The 12,810-nt window shown below is 66.9% G+C and carries 14 protein-coding genes; 5 read left to right on the top strand and 9 right to left on the bottom strand.

Going from position 1 to position 12,810, the window contains the following annotated elements:
* Window positions 1-56 precede the first annotated feature (56 nt).
* Together ACIBX3_RS49855 and ACIBX3_RS49850 are read left to right on the top strand one after the other, a co-directional pair.
* Window positions 57-596 carry a hypothetical protein gene (locus ACIBX3_RS49855; RefSeq protein ID WP_397127763.1) on the top strand — a complete coding sequence of 180 codons (540 nt, stop codon included), beginning with the start codon at window positions 57-59 and terminating at the stop codon, window positions 594-596.
* A gap of 440 nt (window positions 597-1,036) precedes the next feature.
* Window positions 1,037-1,573 carry a GtrA family protein gene (locus ACIBX3_RS49850; protein WP_397127762.1) on the top strand — a complete coding sequence of 179 codons (537 nt, stop codon included), beginning with the start codon at window positions 1,037-1,039 and terminating at the stop codon, window positions 1,571-1,573.
* An 88-nt stretch (window positions 1,574-1,661) separates the two neighbouring features.
* On the opposite strand, the gene ACIBX3_RS49845 is transcribed toward ACIBX3_RS49850, so the two are convergent.
* On the bottom strand, window positions 1,662-4,295 hold the full coding sequence (locus ACIBX3_RS49845) for a replicative DNA helicase (protein ID WP_397127761.1): 2,634 nt from the start codon (window positions 4,293-4,295) through the stop codon (window positions 1,662-1,664).
* Between the two features lie 285 nt (window positions 4,296-4,580).
* Between ACIBX3_RS49845 and ACIBX3_RS49840 the strand changes: the two genes are divergently transcribed.
* Window positions 4,581-5,882, top strand: a complete 1,302-nt coding sequence (locus ACIBX3_RS49840; RefSeq protein WP_397127760.1) for an MATE family efflux transporter — start codon at window positions 4,581-4,583, stop codon at window positions 5,880-5,882.
* A 67-nt stretch (window positions 5,883-5,949) separates the two neighbouring features.
* Window positions 5,950-7,425 carry an APC family permease gene (locus ACIBX3_RS49835; RefSeq protein WP_397127759.1) on the top strand — a complete coding sequence of 492 codons (1,476 nt, stop codon included), beginning with the start codon at window positions 5,950-5,952 and terminating at the stop codon, window positions 7,423-7,425.
* On the opposite strand, the gene ACIBX3_RS49830 is transcribed toward ACIBX3_RS49835, so the two are convergent.
* From ACIBX3_RS49830 to rpsF, 7 genes are all read right to left on the bottom strand, one after another.
* Window positions 7,422-8,165 carry an amino acid ABC transporter ATP-binding protein gene (locus ACIBX3_RS49830; protein ID WP_397127758.1) on the bottom strand — a complete coding sequence of 248 codons (744 nt, stop codon included), beginning with the start codon at window positions 8,163-8,165 and terminating at the stop codon, window positions 7,422-7,424. The genes ACIBX3_RS49835 and ACIBX3_RS49830 overlap by 4 nt on opposite strands.
* A complete protein-coding gene (locus ACIBX3_RS49825) occupies window positions 8,162-9,001 on the bottom strand; it encodes an amino acid ABC transporter permease (protein WP_397127757.1) in 840 nt (279 codons plus the stop codon). Before ACIBX3_RS49825 ends, ACIBX3_RS49830 begins: the two co-directional genes overlap by 4 nt.
* Window positions 8,998-9,855 carry an ABC transporter substrate-binding protein gene (locus tag ACIBX3_RS49820; RefSeq protein WP_397127756.1) on the bottom strand — a complete coding sequence of 286 codons (858 nt, stop codon included), beginning with the start codon at window positions 9,853-9,855 and terminating at the stop codon, window positions 8,998-9,000. The genes ACIBX3_RS49825 and ACIBX3_RS49820 overlap by 4 nt, the downstream gene beginning before the upstream one ends.
* A gap of 336 nt (window positions 9,856-10,191) precedes the next feature.
* Window positions 10,192-10,638: a 50S ribosomal protein L9 gene (gene rplI, locus ACIBX3_RS49815; protein WP_397127755.1), complete on the bottom strand. Its 447-nt coding sequence runs from the start codon at window positions 10,636-10,638 to the stop codon at window positions 10,192-10,194.
* 15 nt (window positions 10,639-10,653) lie between these two features.
* Window positions 10,654-10,890, bottom strand: coding sequence for a 30S ribosomal protein S18 (gene rpsR / locus ACIBX3_RS49810; RefSeq protein ID WP_020543048.1), 237 nt, complete (start codon window positions 10,888-10,890; stop codon window positions 10,654-10,656).
* A 63-nt stretch (window positions 10,891-10,953) separates the two neighbouring features.
* On the bottom strand, window positions 10,954-11,502 hold the full coding sequence (locus ACIBX3_RS49805; protein ID WP_397127754.1) for a single-stranded DNA-binding protein: 549 nt from the start codon (window positions 11,500-11,502) through the stop codon (window positions 10,954-10,956).
* 79 nt (window positions 11,503-11,581) lie between these two features.
* Window positions 11,582-11,872: a 30S ribosomal protein S6 gene (rpsF, locus tag ACIBX3_RS49800; protein WP_055504125.1), complete on the bottom strand. Its 291-nt coding sequence runs from the start codon at window positions 11,870-11,872 to the stop codon at window positions 11,582-11,584.
* 192 nt (window positions 11,873-12,064) lie between these two features.
* Here rpsF and ACIBX3_RS49795 point away from each other — a divergent pair, with 192 nt between their 5' ends.
* The gene (locus ACIBX3_RS49795) at window positions 12,065-12,382 is read left to right on the top strand and encodes a hypothetical protein (RefSeq protein WP_397127753.1); all 318 of its coding nucleotides are present in this window, start codon (window positions 12,065-12,067) and stop codon (window positions 12,380-12,382) included.
* A gap of 75 nt (window positions 12,383-12,457) precedes the next feature.
* On the opposite strand, the gene ACIBX3_RS49790 is transcribed toward ACIBX3_RS49795, so the two are convergent.
* Entirely contained in the window at window positions 12,458-12,634 is a 177-nt protein-coding gene (locus ACIBX3_RS49790) for a hypothetical protein (protein WP_397127752.1), read from the bottom strand.
* Window positions 12,635-12,810 lie beyond the last annotated feature (176 nt).

Here is a 12,810-nt window from a genome sequence, read left to right as displayed (position 1 = left end):
ACCTCGGCGGGACGAAGTCATGTCCCTGGCCCTGGCTGCACGCCGGTCCCTGGTGATTGTTCGAAGAAACAAGGAAGCGACTCAAGCGCTGCGATGCCGGCCGGCGGAAACCGGTGCGGAGGGTCAACGGAACCTTCCTCGTTCGCACGCAGGTGCCGGTCGATGAAGCGTTGCGTTCTGCTGAGGACCGCGGCGCACTGAGCGGCTGTGATCTGGCCCTGGCAAAGGGCATCAGCAAGCTCGTCGAGGTCCAGGACGTGGTAACGATCAGCACCGGGTGGCACCAGGAAGTCAACGTAGAGGTCATGGACGACAAGTCCGGCCTCGGTCAGTTCGACCTCGACCAGGTCGATGTACCACCAGCCCTCTACCGGCCCCTCGAACACAACGGGCCTGGTCAACTGGATGCCTTGGTCGAGCAACAGGAAGCTGCGATCGATGGTCGGCCGTCCGGCCACTTCATACTCGGGCAAGAGATGTGCGTCGTAGGCGACAACGTCTCCGATCCGGCGGCCGGGGCACCGCTGACCCGTTCGGTGAAAGACCCAGACACTCTCGATGAGCGGCGTTGTGGTCACCTCGCGACTCTCTCATGACCCAGCGAGGTTCGGCCGGCACGTGTGATCCCTGGTGGCCGGGGCGAGGTTGAGGAAAGCGATGGTGTGTTCGTCCTCGTGGATGGTCTGCGAGGGCTCGGAGCCGGCGACGATACGGCGACCCGTTCCACCGCGCCTTACCGCGCTCGCCGAGACGGAAGCTCAGCTTGTGAAGACGTGAAATGGCGACTGATGACCTGTAGGGTCCGGGATTCGCTCGATGCCGGCGAGCTGATAGCTGAGGGTGCCTGGAGCGACTCCCGGTGCGGAGGCCGCCGCGGATAGTTCCTATGGCCCGGCATGTTGATGAGGTGACGAAGGCGGGGCAGGCAATTCCTGGTGCGGCTGACGGTCTTCATGACGGTTCCAGTCGGACAAGCCGTGTCCGTCAATCTTGTTACGAGGGTGTCCGACCGGTGAGAAGATCGAGAGTGCTCCGAATGGCAAACGCAGTACTCGCAAGATTACCGGAACCGCTGCACGCACTTGCGCTGAAGCACCGTGAACTGCTGAAGTTCGCGATGGTGGGTGGAACAGCGTTCTTAGTGGACAACACGGTGTTCTATGGGCTGAAGCTGACCATTTTGGAACCGAAGCCGGTGACCGCGAAGATCATCGCGGTGCTCGTGGCGACGATCGTTTCCTACGTGTTGAACCGCGAATGGTCGTTCCGGACCAGGGGCGGCCGCGAGCGCCGTCACGAGGCGGCGCTGTTCTTCCTGGTCAGTGGCGTCGGTCTAGTGCTCAGCTCCGCGCCGCTATGGATCTCCCGGTACGTATTTCGCCTGGAGACCCCGGATGTGAGCCTGGTGACCCAGGAGATCGCCGACTTCATGAGCGCGCAGATCATCGGCACGCTGATCGCCATGGTCTTCCGCTTCTGGGCGCTCCGGAAGTGGGTCTTCCCCGACGAGATGACCGAGTCCGGCAGCGTGCGACTGGCTCCCACTCCCGATTCCAGGGACGAGGCGGCTTGATGGCAGCGAATCCAGAAAGCCGTTTCGGCGGTTGGACTGCTTCATGCCGCTGCTGCGCCCCACGAGCCCGGCCCCGCGGATGACCGCCTCAGTGCTGGGCCATGTCGACGAACCGGCTGTAGTGACCCTGGAAGGCCACCGTCACCGTGGCCGTGGGGCCGTTACGGTGCTTGGCGACTATGAGGTCCGCCTCGCCCGCTCGCGGCGACTCCCGCTCGTACGCGTCCTCCCGGTGGAGCAGGATGACCATGTCGGCGTCCTGCTCAATGCTGTTGTGCACAGATATGCCATTGGCGATGAAGTTGTGCGTGCCCAGCACCGTGGCATCGAACACTGGCTGATCGCCCAGGCTCTCGATCGAGGCGACCTCGTCCCAGAACACATCGTTCGTGGCCAGCATCTCCATATCGGCGTCGCCGAGGATCGAGGCCACCCTGCCCAGGCGTTCCCGGCTCGGTGCGCGTTTCCACAGCGTGCTGCCACAGAACTGGGTCCCGAGTCGAGCTGAGAACTCCCGGTGGGTCATGCCTTGCTCCGTCAAGACACCGCGTACGCGATCCCAGATCTCGCGGGGAATCGTGTCAAGGTTGGTGTTGCCCTTGATCTCCCGCAGCGTGGCTGCCGACCTGGCCGCCTGCGCTGACCGCTCGCCGTGGACGCCCACCTCGTCCAGGAATCGGAGCTGATTCTCCGCACCGTAGACGACCAGGTGATATCCAGGCCGGTGGTCGCCTTTCCGTACTTCTTTCACGCGCGTCATCACGTTGAACTGAAGAAGCAACCGGGCCACGTCATCCACCAGGCGACGACTCGTCGATGCGTAGTAGATCCTCGACTGGCCAAGCTTCGCATCCCACCACACGCATCCATCCGTTGCCCAAAGATGCCGCAGGAACAACGCGATCTGCTTCTTGGGCAGAGAAAAGATCCCATCGGGGATGAACTTCTCGTGACTTCGCAGCCCAAAGAGCCCCAGGTGGTCCAGCCAGGCGGCGACGGGGTTACGCTTTCCGTGAGTCAGCCGATAGGGAGCGGGAAGCCTCAAGGTCGTGACCCGCGCGGCGGCGTATTCGTCCCGAACGGCTTTGACGCCGAAGTGCTCGGCCGCCTGAGTCACCGCCGAAAGGCACGCTTCGTCCGTGCTCGCGTAGCGGATCGGTTGGCGTTTCACGAAGGATCCGTCACCGATCATGTGCGCGAGCAGCACAATCTCCGCCTCCGGCCACTCCTGGAGGTGCTCAGGAGCCGGGACATGACGCGGGACCGCCAACCGTGACCCCACGGTGAGCTCCGCCAGCGGACGCCAGCCGTCGTAGGTCAGGAAGGGGTGGTTCGCCGTGGCCTCGATCTCACGTCCCGAGCGCAGCCGCAGGCGGAAGACCTCTTTGATGCCGCTCGGGAAGACGTGCGTCAGCGTCCGGGGCACGAGCCGCAGCCGGTCGTCGAGCGACCACACCGGGATGTCGCGCGCCCCGCTCTCCAGCAACTCGCCGATCGACGCCTCCGCCCCGGTATCCGCGCGCATGATCCGGGTGGCCGCCGTCAGGCATCCGGACTCGCGCAGGTCGCTGACCTGGGGGCGCTTGTCGGTGCGCTGCTCAGGTCCTCGGTTGAGCTGGGAGATCGCGATGACGGGGACCTCGAGCTCCTTGGCCAGCAGCTTGATCGCACGGGAGATCTCGGAGACCTCGTTCTGGCGGCTCTCGGTCTTCTTCGGCGAGCTCATCAGCTGGAGATAGTCGATGACCACGAACCTCAGGTCGTTGCGCTGCTTGAGCCGCCGGCACTTGGCCCTGATCTCCATCATCGACATGTTGGGCGAGTCGTCGATGAACAGCGGCGCCTCCGCCACCTCGCTCATCCGGCGGGCCAGACGCGTCCAGTCGTCGTCGCCCATCATGCCCGACCGCATGGCATGCAGCGCCACCCGGGCCTCGGCGGACAACAGACGCATGGTGATCTCGTTCCGGGACATTTCCAGCGAGAAGATGACCGTGGTCATCCCATGCTTGATCGCCGCAGAACGAGCAAAATCCAGACCTAGGGTACTTTTTCCGATCGCTGGCCGGGCGGCCACGACGATCATCTGGCCCGGGTGGAGGCCGTTGGTGAGCTGGTCGAGGTCCTGGAAGCCGGTGGGAACGCCGACCATCTGGCCGCCGCGGCTGCCGATGGCCTCCAGCTCGTCCAGGGCGCCGGGCATGATGTCGGCCAGCGGCGCGTAGTCCTCCGAGGTGCGGCGCTCGGTGACCTTGTAGATCTCCGCCTGGGCGCGGTCCACGAGCTCGTCGACCTCTTCGTTCTGGCCGCCGTAGCCGAAGGAGACGATGCGGGTGCCGGCCTCGATGAGGCGGCGGAGGATGGCCTGCTCTCTGACGATCTTGGCGTAGTAGCCGGCGTTGGCCGCGGTGGGGACGACGGCTGTGAGCGTGTGGAGGTAGCCGGCGCCGCCGACCCTGGCCATCTCCCCGCGCTTTTGCAGCTCGTCGAAGACGGTGACGGCGTCGGCGGGCTCGCCGCGGCCGTAGAGGTCGGTGATGACGTCGTAGACCATCTGGTGGGCGGGCCGGTAGAAGTCGTCGGACCGCAGGATCTCCACGACGTCGGCGATGGCGTCCTTGGACAGCAACATGCCGCCCAGCACCGACTGCTCCGCCTCGATGTTGTTCGGCGGGGTGCGCTCGAAACCAGGACCCGCACCGGTCTCTTCGTCAATGCTCACCGCGCCCCCTCGACAACCTTGCAGGCGGTCGCACCACCCCCACTTGTAGTCGACCGGTGTGACAGTTTCCCGGAGCCGGGCACCCAACGGCAACGCGGCCTGTGGACAACCCTGTGGTCAAGCTGTGCATGACCCCGGCCAGGGTGTGAACGGCCTGTGGACGGAGGCTGGGGATAACTCTTTCGGATATCCACCGATCAGCCTCTGACCTGGACAAACGATGTCCACCGGCTGTGGAGGAAAGAAAGTTGTGCCGACACGCCGTGTAATGGCCATAATGGACAAATGCCCATTACATCAACAGACAGGGAGATCCTCCGGCTGGCCGTGCCCGCGTTCGGCGCGCTGGTGGCCGAGCCGCTCTTCCTGCTCGCCGACTACGCCATCGTGGGCCACGGCCTCGGCACCACGGCGGTGGGCGCGCTGGGTGTAGCGGGCACCGTGCTGGCGACGCTGGTGAACCTGTGCGTCTTCCTCGCCTACGGCACGACGGCGTCGGTGGCGCGGCAGAGCGGGGCCGGCAATCACACGCGGGCCATGCGCAGCGGTGTGGACGGGATCTGGCTGGCGCTGGGCATCGGCGTGGCGTTGATCGCCCTCGGCTGGCCGCTGGCCCCGGCCGTCGTGGAGCTGTTCGGGGCGAGCCCGGAACAGGCCGCGCAGGCCGTGACGTACCTGCGGATCAGCCTGCTGGGCACGCCGGGGATGCTGGTCGTGCTGGCGGGCACGGGCGTGCTGCGCGGGCTGCGGGACACCGTCACCCCGCTGGTCGTCGCCATCGGCTCGTTCGCGCTCAACGCGGTGCTGAACGCCTGGTTCGTGCTGGGGCTGGATTGGGGCATCGCCGGATCGGCGTGGGGCACCGTGCTGGCGCAGACGCTGGGCGCCGCCGTCTACCTCGTCGTGGTGGCCAGAGGAGCACTGCGGCTCGGCACGCCGCTCACGCCCGGACTGGCCGGGCTCAAGCAGGCGGGTACGGCCGGGTTCGCGCTGTTCATCCGCACCATCTGCCTGCGCGTCGTGCTGACCGTGGCAACCGTGATCGCCACCAGGATGGGCCAGGCCGAACTGGCCGCGTACGCCATCACCACCCAGGTGTGGACGCTGCTCGCGTTCGCGCTGGACGCCATCGCCATCGCGGGGCAGGCCATCACGGGGCGCTCGCTGGGCGCCGGCGACGCCGCCGCGACCCGGGCCGCCACCAAGCGCATGGTGCAGTGGGGCGTCTGGTCGGGGATCGTGCTGGGCCTCCTCGTCATCGCCGCCAGGCCCTTGCTTCCGGGATTGTTCGACGCCGATCCGCTGGTCGCCGAGCTGCTGCTGGCCCTGCTGTGGCCTGTGGCGCTGTTCCAGCCGGTGTGCGGGGTGGTGTTCGTGCTGGACGGCGTGCTGATCGGCGCGGGTGACCAGCGCTATCTGGCGTGGGCGGGGGTGTGGACGACTCTGGCGTACCTGCCGGCGGCCTATCTGGCGTCCGGTCTCGGCGTCGTGGCCCTCTGGTGCGCGCTGGGCGTGTGGATGATCGCCCGCATGATCACCCTCGTACGCCGTGCCGCCGGAACCGCATGGCTGGTAACCGGGGCGTAATCGTCCCGTGCTTGCTGTTGTTCAAGTGGTGAGACATTGTGGGCGAGTTCCCTGAGCGGGGTGTTCCTTGACCACGATATTGCGACGACTGCCACCTTCCGAGGCGACCGGCCTGCGTACCGGCGCCCGGCACAGCCTGGCCGAGCTCTACCGTCCGGCCGATCTCGTCGTGCTCGGGCTCGGTGTGATGATCGGCGCGGGCATCTTCTCCATCGCCGGTCAGCAGGCCGCCACCTCGGCGGGCCCCGGCGTGATCCTCTCCTTCATGATCGCGGGAATCGCCTGCCTGCTGGCCTGCCTCTGCTACGCCGAGCTGTCGTCCACCATGCCGACCTCCGGCAGCGCGTACACCTTCACGTACGTCATCTTCGGCGAGGTCTGGGCCTGGATCATCGGCTGGGCGCTGATCCTGGAGCTACAGTTCGCCGTCGCGGTCGTGGCCAGGGCGTGGGGCCTGATCACGGTCGGCGCGATCACGAACCTCGGCGTACGCTTGCCGAACCCGGACCTCGTCGCGGACCTCCTCGTGCTGGTCATCCTCGTGCTGCTCACCGGAGTCGTGGCGCTGGGCGCCCGGGTGGGGCTGCGCGCGCTGTGGATCATGGTGGCGGCCAAGCTCCTGGCCATCGGCGCGGTCATCATCGTGGGCCTGCCGCACGTGGACGCCGCCAACTTCGGCGACTTCTACGTGGCCCCCAAGACGCTGGCGACTCAGCCGGCGACCGTGCTGGAGGTCGTCGTCGGGGAGAGCCACGCGTTCGGCTGGTTCGGGATCTTCACGGCGGCCTCGGCCATCGCGTTCGCGTACATCGGCTTCGACGTCGTGGCCACGGCGGCCGAGGAGACCGTCAACGCGCCCCGCGCCGTGCCCAAGGGCATGATCCGCAGCCTCGTGATCGCCACGATCATCTACATCGCGGTGGCGGTGGTCATGGTGGGCATGGTGTCGTACGCGAAGATCTCCGTGGAGGCGCCGCTGGCCAGCGCGTTCCGGGCGGCGGGCGTGGACTGGATGGTCCACTTCATCGACGTGGGCGCGGTGCTGGGGCTGACGACGGTGATCCTGGTGCTGATCGTGGGGCAGACGAGGGTGCTCTTCTCGATGGCGCGTGACGGCCTGATCCCGCGCGGCCTGGCCTCGGTCAGCCGCCGTTACCACACGCCGTCGCGGGTGACGCTGGTGATCGGGTTCGTCGCGATCGTGCTGGCGGAGTTCGTGCCGGTGCTCACGCTGCAGGAGCTCGTGGTGATCGGGACGCTGTTCGCGTTCGCGTTCGTGGCGGCCGGGGTGATCGTGATGCGCCGGCGCATGCCGCACCTGGAGCGGGGGTTCCGTGTGCCGCTCTCGCCGCTGGTGCCCGCGCTCTCGCTGATGGCCACGCTCTGGCTCATGGTGAACCTGCGGGTGCTGACCTGGGCGTGGTTCACCCTGTGGATGGTCTTCGGCCTGCTGGTCTACCTCGTGTACGGCCGCCGGCACAGCCTCCTGGCCCGCCCGGCGGCCGAGCCGACGTCGCACGCACGCGGCCGGCACCGGCGCTAGAACCGCCGGGCCTCGAGCACGCTCCGCAGGAACTCCCTGGTCCTGGTGTTCTCCGGGTCTGTGAAGATCTTCTCCGCAGGTCCTTTCTCGAGCAGCACTCCGCCGTCGAGAAAGCACACGGTGTCCGAGATGTCGCGGCAGAAGCCCATCTCGTGAGTCGTCAGGATCATCGTCATGCCCGACTCCTTGAGCTCCCTGATGATCCCCAGCACCTCGACCACCAGCTCGGGATCGAGCGCCGACGTCACCTCGTCGAGCAGCATCAGCCTGGGCTGCGTGGCCAGCGCCCTGATGATGGCCACACGCTGCTGCTGCCCGCCCGACAGCCGGTCAGGGTACGCCCGCGCCTTGTCCGCCAGCCCGAACCTGGCCAGCAGCTCCTGCGCCTGCTCCTCGGCCTGCTCCTTGTCCACCCCGTGCACCCGGCGGGGCGCGAGCGTGATGTTGTCCAGCACGGTCATGTGCGGGAACAGGTTGAACGCCTGGAACACGATGCCCAGCCGCTTGCGCACGTCGTCGACGTTCGCCCGCGGATCGGTGATGTCCTCGCCGTCGAGGAGGATCGCGCCGTCGTCCACCGTCTCCAGCAGGTTGACGCAGCGCAGCAGCGTGGACTTGCCCGAGCCGGAGGCGCCGATCAGGCTCACCACCTCGTGCGGGCTCACGTCGAGGTCGATGCCCCGCAGCACGTGGTGGCCGTGGAAGTTCTTCCACACCCCGTCGATCGTCAAAACGCTCATGCGCCGCGCCTCCTGCGGGTGCGGGCGGCCAGGTGGTCGGTGAACCTGGCCATGGGGATGGTGAGCAGGATGAACAGCAGCGCCGCCGCCAGGTAGGGCGTGTAGTTGAACGTGCTGGCCGCGTGGATCTGCGCCTGCCTGAGCGCGTCCAGCGGACCGATGGTGGCCACCAGCGCCGTGTCCTTCTGCAGCGAGACGAAGTCGTTCAGCAGCGGCGGCGCCACTCTGCGGGTGGCCTGCGGCAGCACCACGTACCGCATGGTCTTGGCATGGCTGAGCCCGAGCGAGCGAGCCGCCGCCACCTGGCTCGGGTGGATGGACTCGATGCCGGAGCGGAACACCTCCGCCACGTAGCCGCCGTAGGAGAGCGTCAGCGCGATGATGCCCAGCGTCGCCAGATCAGTGGGAATGCCCTGGAGCCGGAGCGCGGGCAGCCCGAAGCCGATCAGGTAGATCACCAGGATCGTCGGCACGCCGCGGAAGACGTCGGTGTAGAGCGTGGCCAGCGCCCTGACCGGGAAGAACGCCGGCGTCTTGATCCCTCTGGCCAGCGCCACCAGCAGCCCGACCACCAGGATCAGCACCTCGGCGATCAGGAAGATCTTGACGTTGAGCAGGAACCCGCTCAGCACGTCGGGCATCGCCTCGGCGAACCGTTCCCAGTCGAAGAACGTCTCCCGCACCCGCGGCCAGCCGGGCGAGCTCGTGACTGCCCACACGACCAGGACGATGAACACCACCGTCGAGGCCGTCGCGATGGAGGCCGAGCGGCGGGCGCGCGACTTGCGCACCCGCTCCCGCTGCAACTGCCGCTCAGACTTGACCCAGTCGCTCATCGCAGTTCAGGCGCGCCGACGGCCGAGCCGAGCCACTGCTCTTCGATCTTGGCCAGCTCGCCCTTCGACTTCAGCGCGTCGACGGCCTTGTCCACGCACGGCTTGAGCCCGCTGCCCTTCTCCATGACCAGCCCGAACTCCTCCGGCGTGCCGCCCGTCGCACTGAACTGCCCCACGATCTTGGACTTCTCCACCTGCGCCGCCGTCACGTAGAACGCCGTCGGCAGGTCCACGACCACCGCGTCCACCTGCTTGTTCTTCAGCGCGTTCACGGCGTCTACCTGCTCGTTGTAGACGTTGGGCTCGTTGGCCGGCTTGATCACGTCCTTGACCGCGGTGAGCGAGGTCGTGCCCACCTGTACGCCGATCTTCGCGTCCTTCAGCTCGGCCAGGCTCTTGGCGTCGGCGTACTTGCTGCCTTCGATGGCCACGACGGCCTGCTTGACCGTGTAGTAGCCGTTGCTGAAGTCGACCACCTTGGCCCGATCAGGCGTGATCGACACCTGGTTGACGTCGAAGTCGAACTGCTTCTCACCCGGCGCGAACGCCGAGTCGAACTTGACGGTGGCCCACTGCACCTCGCTGCGGTCGAACCCGAGCTCCCCCGCCACGGCAAAGGCCACCGCACTCTCGAACCCCTGCCCGTTGCTCGGGTTGTCGTCCTTGAACCACGGGTCGTAGGCCGGCTTGTCGGTCCCGATCGTCAGCTTGCCGGGGTTGACCAGCGTGAGCTGCTCCTTGGTGCAGGCGGTGGACGCCGCGGGACTTGCCGACGCCGTACTCGCCGTGTTGTCCACGGGCGCACAACCAACGACCGCCACGGCCAGTGCGAGCAGCATGAAAGGACGGGCCATGGCTAGAGCCTCCAGGGGGAACGTGCTAAAGAACGAACGCATTCTACGCAGGCCGAAGCGGAAATAACGCCTCAGGGTGCCCTGGGAGGGCCCTGTTCATGGTCGCGCTCGCACGGGGCTCCGCTGGTCACGCAAGCTGCCGCTCTCCGCCCCAGGCTCGCCGCACTGCGTTGAATGGTCGCGCTCGCACGGGGCTCCGCTGGTCACGCAAGCTACCGCTCTCCGCCCCAGGCTCGCCGCTCCGTCAGCCGAAGTACGGCGGGTGGTAGGCCACGGCAGCGCGTAAAGAAGGAAAAAGCCCCGCTCCGAAGGGGAGCGGGGCTTTCATCACAAACCTCAGCTTGCGACGACCTCTACATCCAAAGACGCAGATACTTCCGGGTGGAGCTTGACGGTCACCCGGTGGGAGCCGATGCTCTTGATCGGGTTGACGATCTCGATGCGGCGGCGGTCGAGCTGCGGGCCGCCGGCGGCCTTGACGGCCTCGGCGATGTCGCCCGTGGTGATCGAGCCGAACAGGCGGCCGGAGTCGCCCGCGCGGGTGGTCAGGCGGACGCGCAGGGCGCCGAGCCGGCCGGCGACCTCCTTCGCGGTGCCCAGGTCACGGATCTCGCGAGCGTCGCGAGCCTTCCTGATGGACTCGATCTGCTTCTCGGCCCCACGGGTCCAGCGCATGGCGTAACCGCGCGGGATGAGGTAGTTGCGGCCGTAGCCGTCCTTGACCTCGACGACGTCACCAGGGGTGCCGAGGCCGGAGACCTCGTTGGTGAGGATGAGCTTCATGTCGGCAAGTCCTCCTTAGCGCGCGGTGCTCGTGTAGGGCAGCAGGGCCACCTCACGGGCGTTCTTGATCGCGGTCGCCACGTCACGCTGGTGCTGGGTGCAGTTGCCCGTCACCCGGCGCGCACGGATCTTGCCGCGGTCGGAGATGAACTTCCGCAGCAGCGCCGTGTCCTTGTAGTCGACGTAGGAGATCTTGTCGTGGCAGAACAGGCAAACCTTCTTCTTCGGCTTGCGCAGTGCCGGCTTGGCCATCGTGGTGCTCCTTTCAGAGCCCCGCCTTCCGGGCGGGAATGGACTCGGACTGATGGACAGGGATTAGAAGGGAGGCTCGTCGCTGAAGTCGTTGCCGCCGCCGAAGCCGCCGCCGCTCTGCTGGCCGCCGCCGCCGCCCCCGCCGCCACCCTGGTAGCCGCCGCCCTGGGGCGGGGCGGGCGTCGCGGAGGCCCACGGGTCATCGGCCGGGCCGCCGCCGAAGCCGCCACCGCCACCGCCCTGACGGGAGGTGCGGTTGACCTTGGCGGTGGCGTTGCGCAGAGACGGGCCGACCTCGTCGACCTCGACCTCGTAGACCGTGCGCTTCTCGCCTTCCTTGGTCTCGTAGGACCTTTGCTTGAGCCGCCCCTGAACGATGACCCGCATGCCGCGCTGGAGGCTCTCAGCGGCGTTCTCCGCCGCCTGCCTCCACACGTTGCAGGTCAGAAAGAGGCTCTCGCCATCCTTCCACTCATTGGTCTGGCGATCCATGAACCGCGGAGTGGACGCGATGCGGAATCGAGCCACCGCTTGCCCCGTCGGGGTGAAGCGCAGCTCCGGGTCGTCGACGAGATTGCCGACGATGGTGATTACGGTGTCGCCTGCTGCCATGGCTAGCGCTCGCCTTCCTGCACGCCTTCGCTTGGGTTACGGCTCAGACTACGGGTCCTTCCCGACAAAAAGCCGGGTCTTAGTGCACGTCGGGACGCAGGACCTTGGTACGCAGAATGCCCTCGTTGAGGTTCATCTGCCGGTCGAGCTCCTTGACCGTCGCGGGCTCCGCGGACAGGTCGATGACGGCGTAGATGCCTTCAGACTTCTTGTTGATGTCGTAGGCGAGCCGGCGACGGCCCCAGACGTCGACCTTCTCCACGGTGCCGCCGTCGTTGCGGACCACGGTGAGGAACTGGTCAAGGGACGGCGCGACGGTGCGCTCGTCGAGTGAAGGGTCCAGGATGACCATTACTTCGTAACGACGCATGCGGGACTCCAACCTCCTCTGGACTCTTGCGGTCACGACACTCTGCCGTGACAGGAGGACGCTGACGTTTGAACCGGAGCGCCCACTTCGGCGCCACCGGGCGACGGATCATCCATCACAACGCAGCTTGCCCAGGTTACCAGCCGCGAGTACATGGGAAGGCCTGTAGGAAACCTGAAGGGGGTGGTGGCAGTGCCACATGTGCTTCATCCCTCCGAGAGGGAGCGGTTCAGGATCACGCTCAACACCGACGGGCATCCGCACCCGGTCGAGAACATCCTGGCCATCGCGACGCTGCTGCTCGGCGTCGTGGCGTTCGTCTCGACGTTCTGGGTCGCCGCGCACGCCATCTCGGCCTGGGCCGGCACACTCGGGTTCGGCGTCGGGCTCTACTCTCAGTACGTCTCGGAGACCACGCCGCAGCGCTCGCTCAACGTCGTCGGGCTCGTGGGGTCGTTCGTGGGGGCCGCGCTCGGCATCGCCCACGGCGGTTTCCTCCCCCATCCATGACCGACCCCATCCTGACCCCCATCCATGAGCAACGGCCCCGGCTCGCGAAGTCCGGGGCCGTTTCGTCTATGTAGTTCACCCGATGTGCAGGTCTATGCCGAGCAGGACGAGGAACCAGAGGAACACCGCCAGCAGCGCCTCCGCGAGATCCCTGAGCAGGCCTGCCGTGATGTAGTCGTACACCCAGGCGATGTAGATCCCGATCACCACGTAAATCAATAAGATCAGCGCCCGCCAGCGCCACCTTGCCATATCGCAACTCCTCCTGTAGGGGGCGCTGTGCGACTGCCCCGACACTGTCAGGGCAAACGCGTCTGAGGGTCGCGCTCGTAGGGGGCTCCGCTGGTCACGCAAGCTACCGCTCTCCGCCCCAGGCTCGCCGCACTGCGTTGAATGGTCGCGCTCGCACGGGGCTCCGCTGGTCACGC

Source organism: Nonomuraea sp. NPDC049480 (assembly GCF_044465905.1).
Classification (GTDB): domain Bacteria; phylum Actinomycetota; class Actinomycetes; order Streptosporangiales; family Streptosporangiaceae; genus Nonomuraea.
This window is presented reverse-complemented; position numbering and strand designations above follow the sequence as displayed.

What these genes read in the sequence shown, in the direction of transcription:
- ACIBX3_RS49820 (WP_397127756.1), bottom strand. Translation starts at nt 9,855, where the DNA reads ATGGCCCGTCCTTTCATGCTGCTCGCACTGGCCGTGGCGGTCGTTGGT.
- rplI (WP_397127755.1), bottom strand. Translation starts at nt 10,638, where the DNA reads ATGAAGCTCATCCTCACCAACGAGGTCTCCGGCCTCGGCACCCCTGGT.
- rpsR (WP_020543048.1), bottom strand. Translation starts at nt 10,890, where the DNA reads ATGGCCAAGCCGGCACTGCGCAAGCCGAAGAAGAAGGTTTGCCTGTTC.
- ACIBX3_RS49850 (WP_397127762.1), top strand. Translation starts at nt 1,037, where the DNA reads ATGGCAAACGCAGTACTCGCAAGATTACCGGAACCGCTGCACGCACTT.
- ACIBX3_RS49790 (WP_397127752.1), bottom strand. Translation starts at nt 12,634, where the DNA reads ATGGCAAGGTGGCGCTGGCGGGCGCTGATCTTATTGATTTACGTGGTG.
- rpsF (WP_055504125.1), bottom strand. Translation starts at nt 11,872, where the DNA reads ATGCGTCGTTACGAAGTAATGGTCATCCTGGACCCTTCACTCGACGAG.
- ACIBX3_RS49805 (WP_397127754.1), bottom strand. Translation starts at nt 11,502, where the DNA reads ATGGCAGCAGGCGACACCGTAATCACCATCGTCGGCAATCTCGTCGAC.
- ACIBX3_RS49840 (WP_397127760.1), top strand. Translation starts at nt 4,581, where the DNA reads ATGCCCATTACATCAACAGACAGGGAGATCCTCCGGCTGGCCGTGCCC.
- ACIBX3_RS49825 (WP_397127757.1), bottom strand. Translation starts at nt 9,001, where the DNA reads ATGAGCGACTGGGTCAAGTCTGAGCGGCAGTTGCAGCGGGAGCGGGTG.
- ACIBX3_RS49830 (WP_397127758.1), bottom strand. Translation starts at nt 8,165, where the DNA reads ATGAGCGTTTTGACGATCGACGGGGTGTGGAAGAACTTCCACGGCCAC.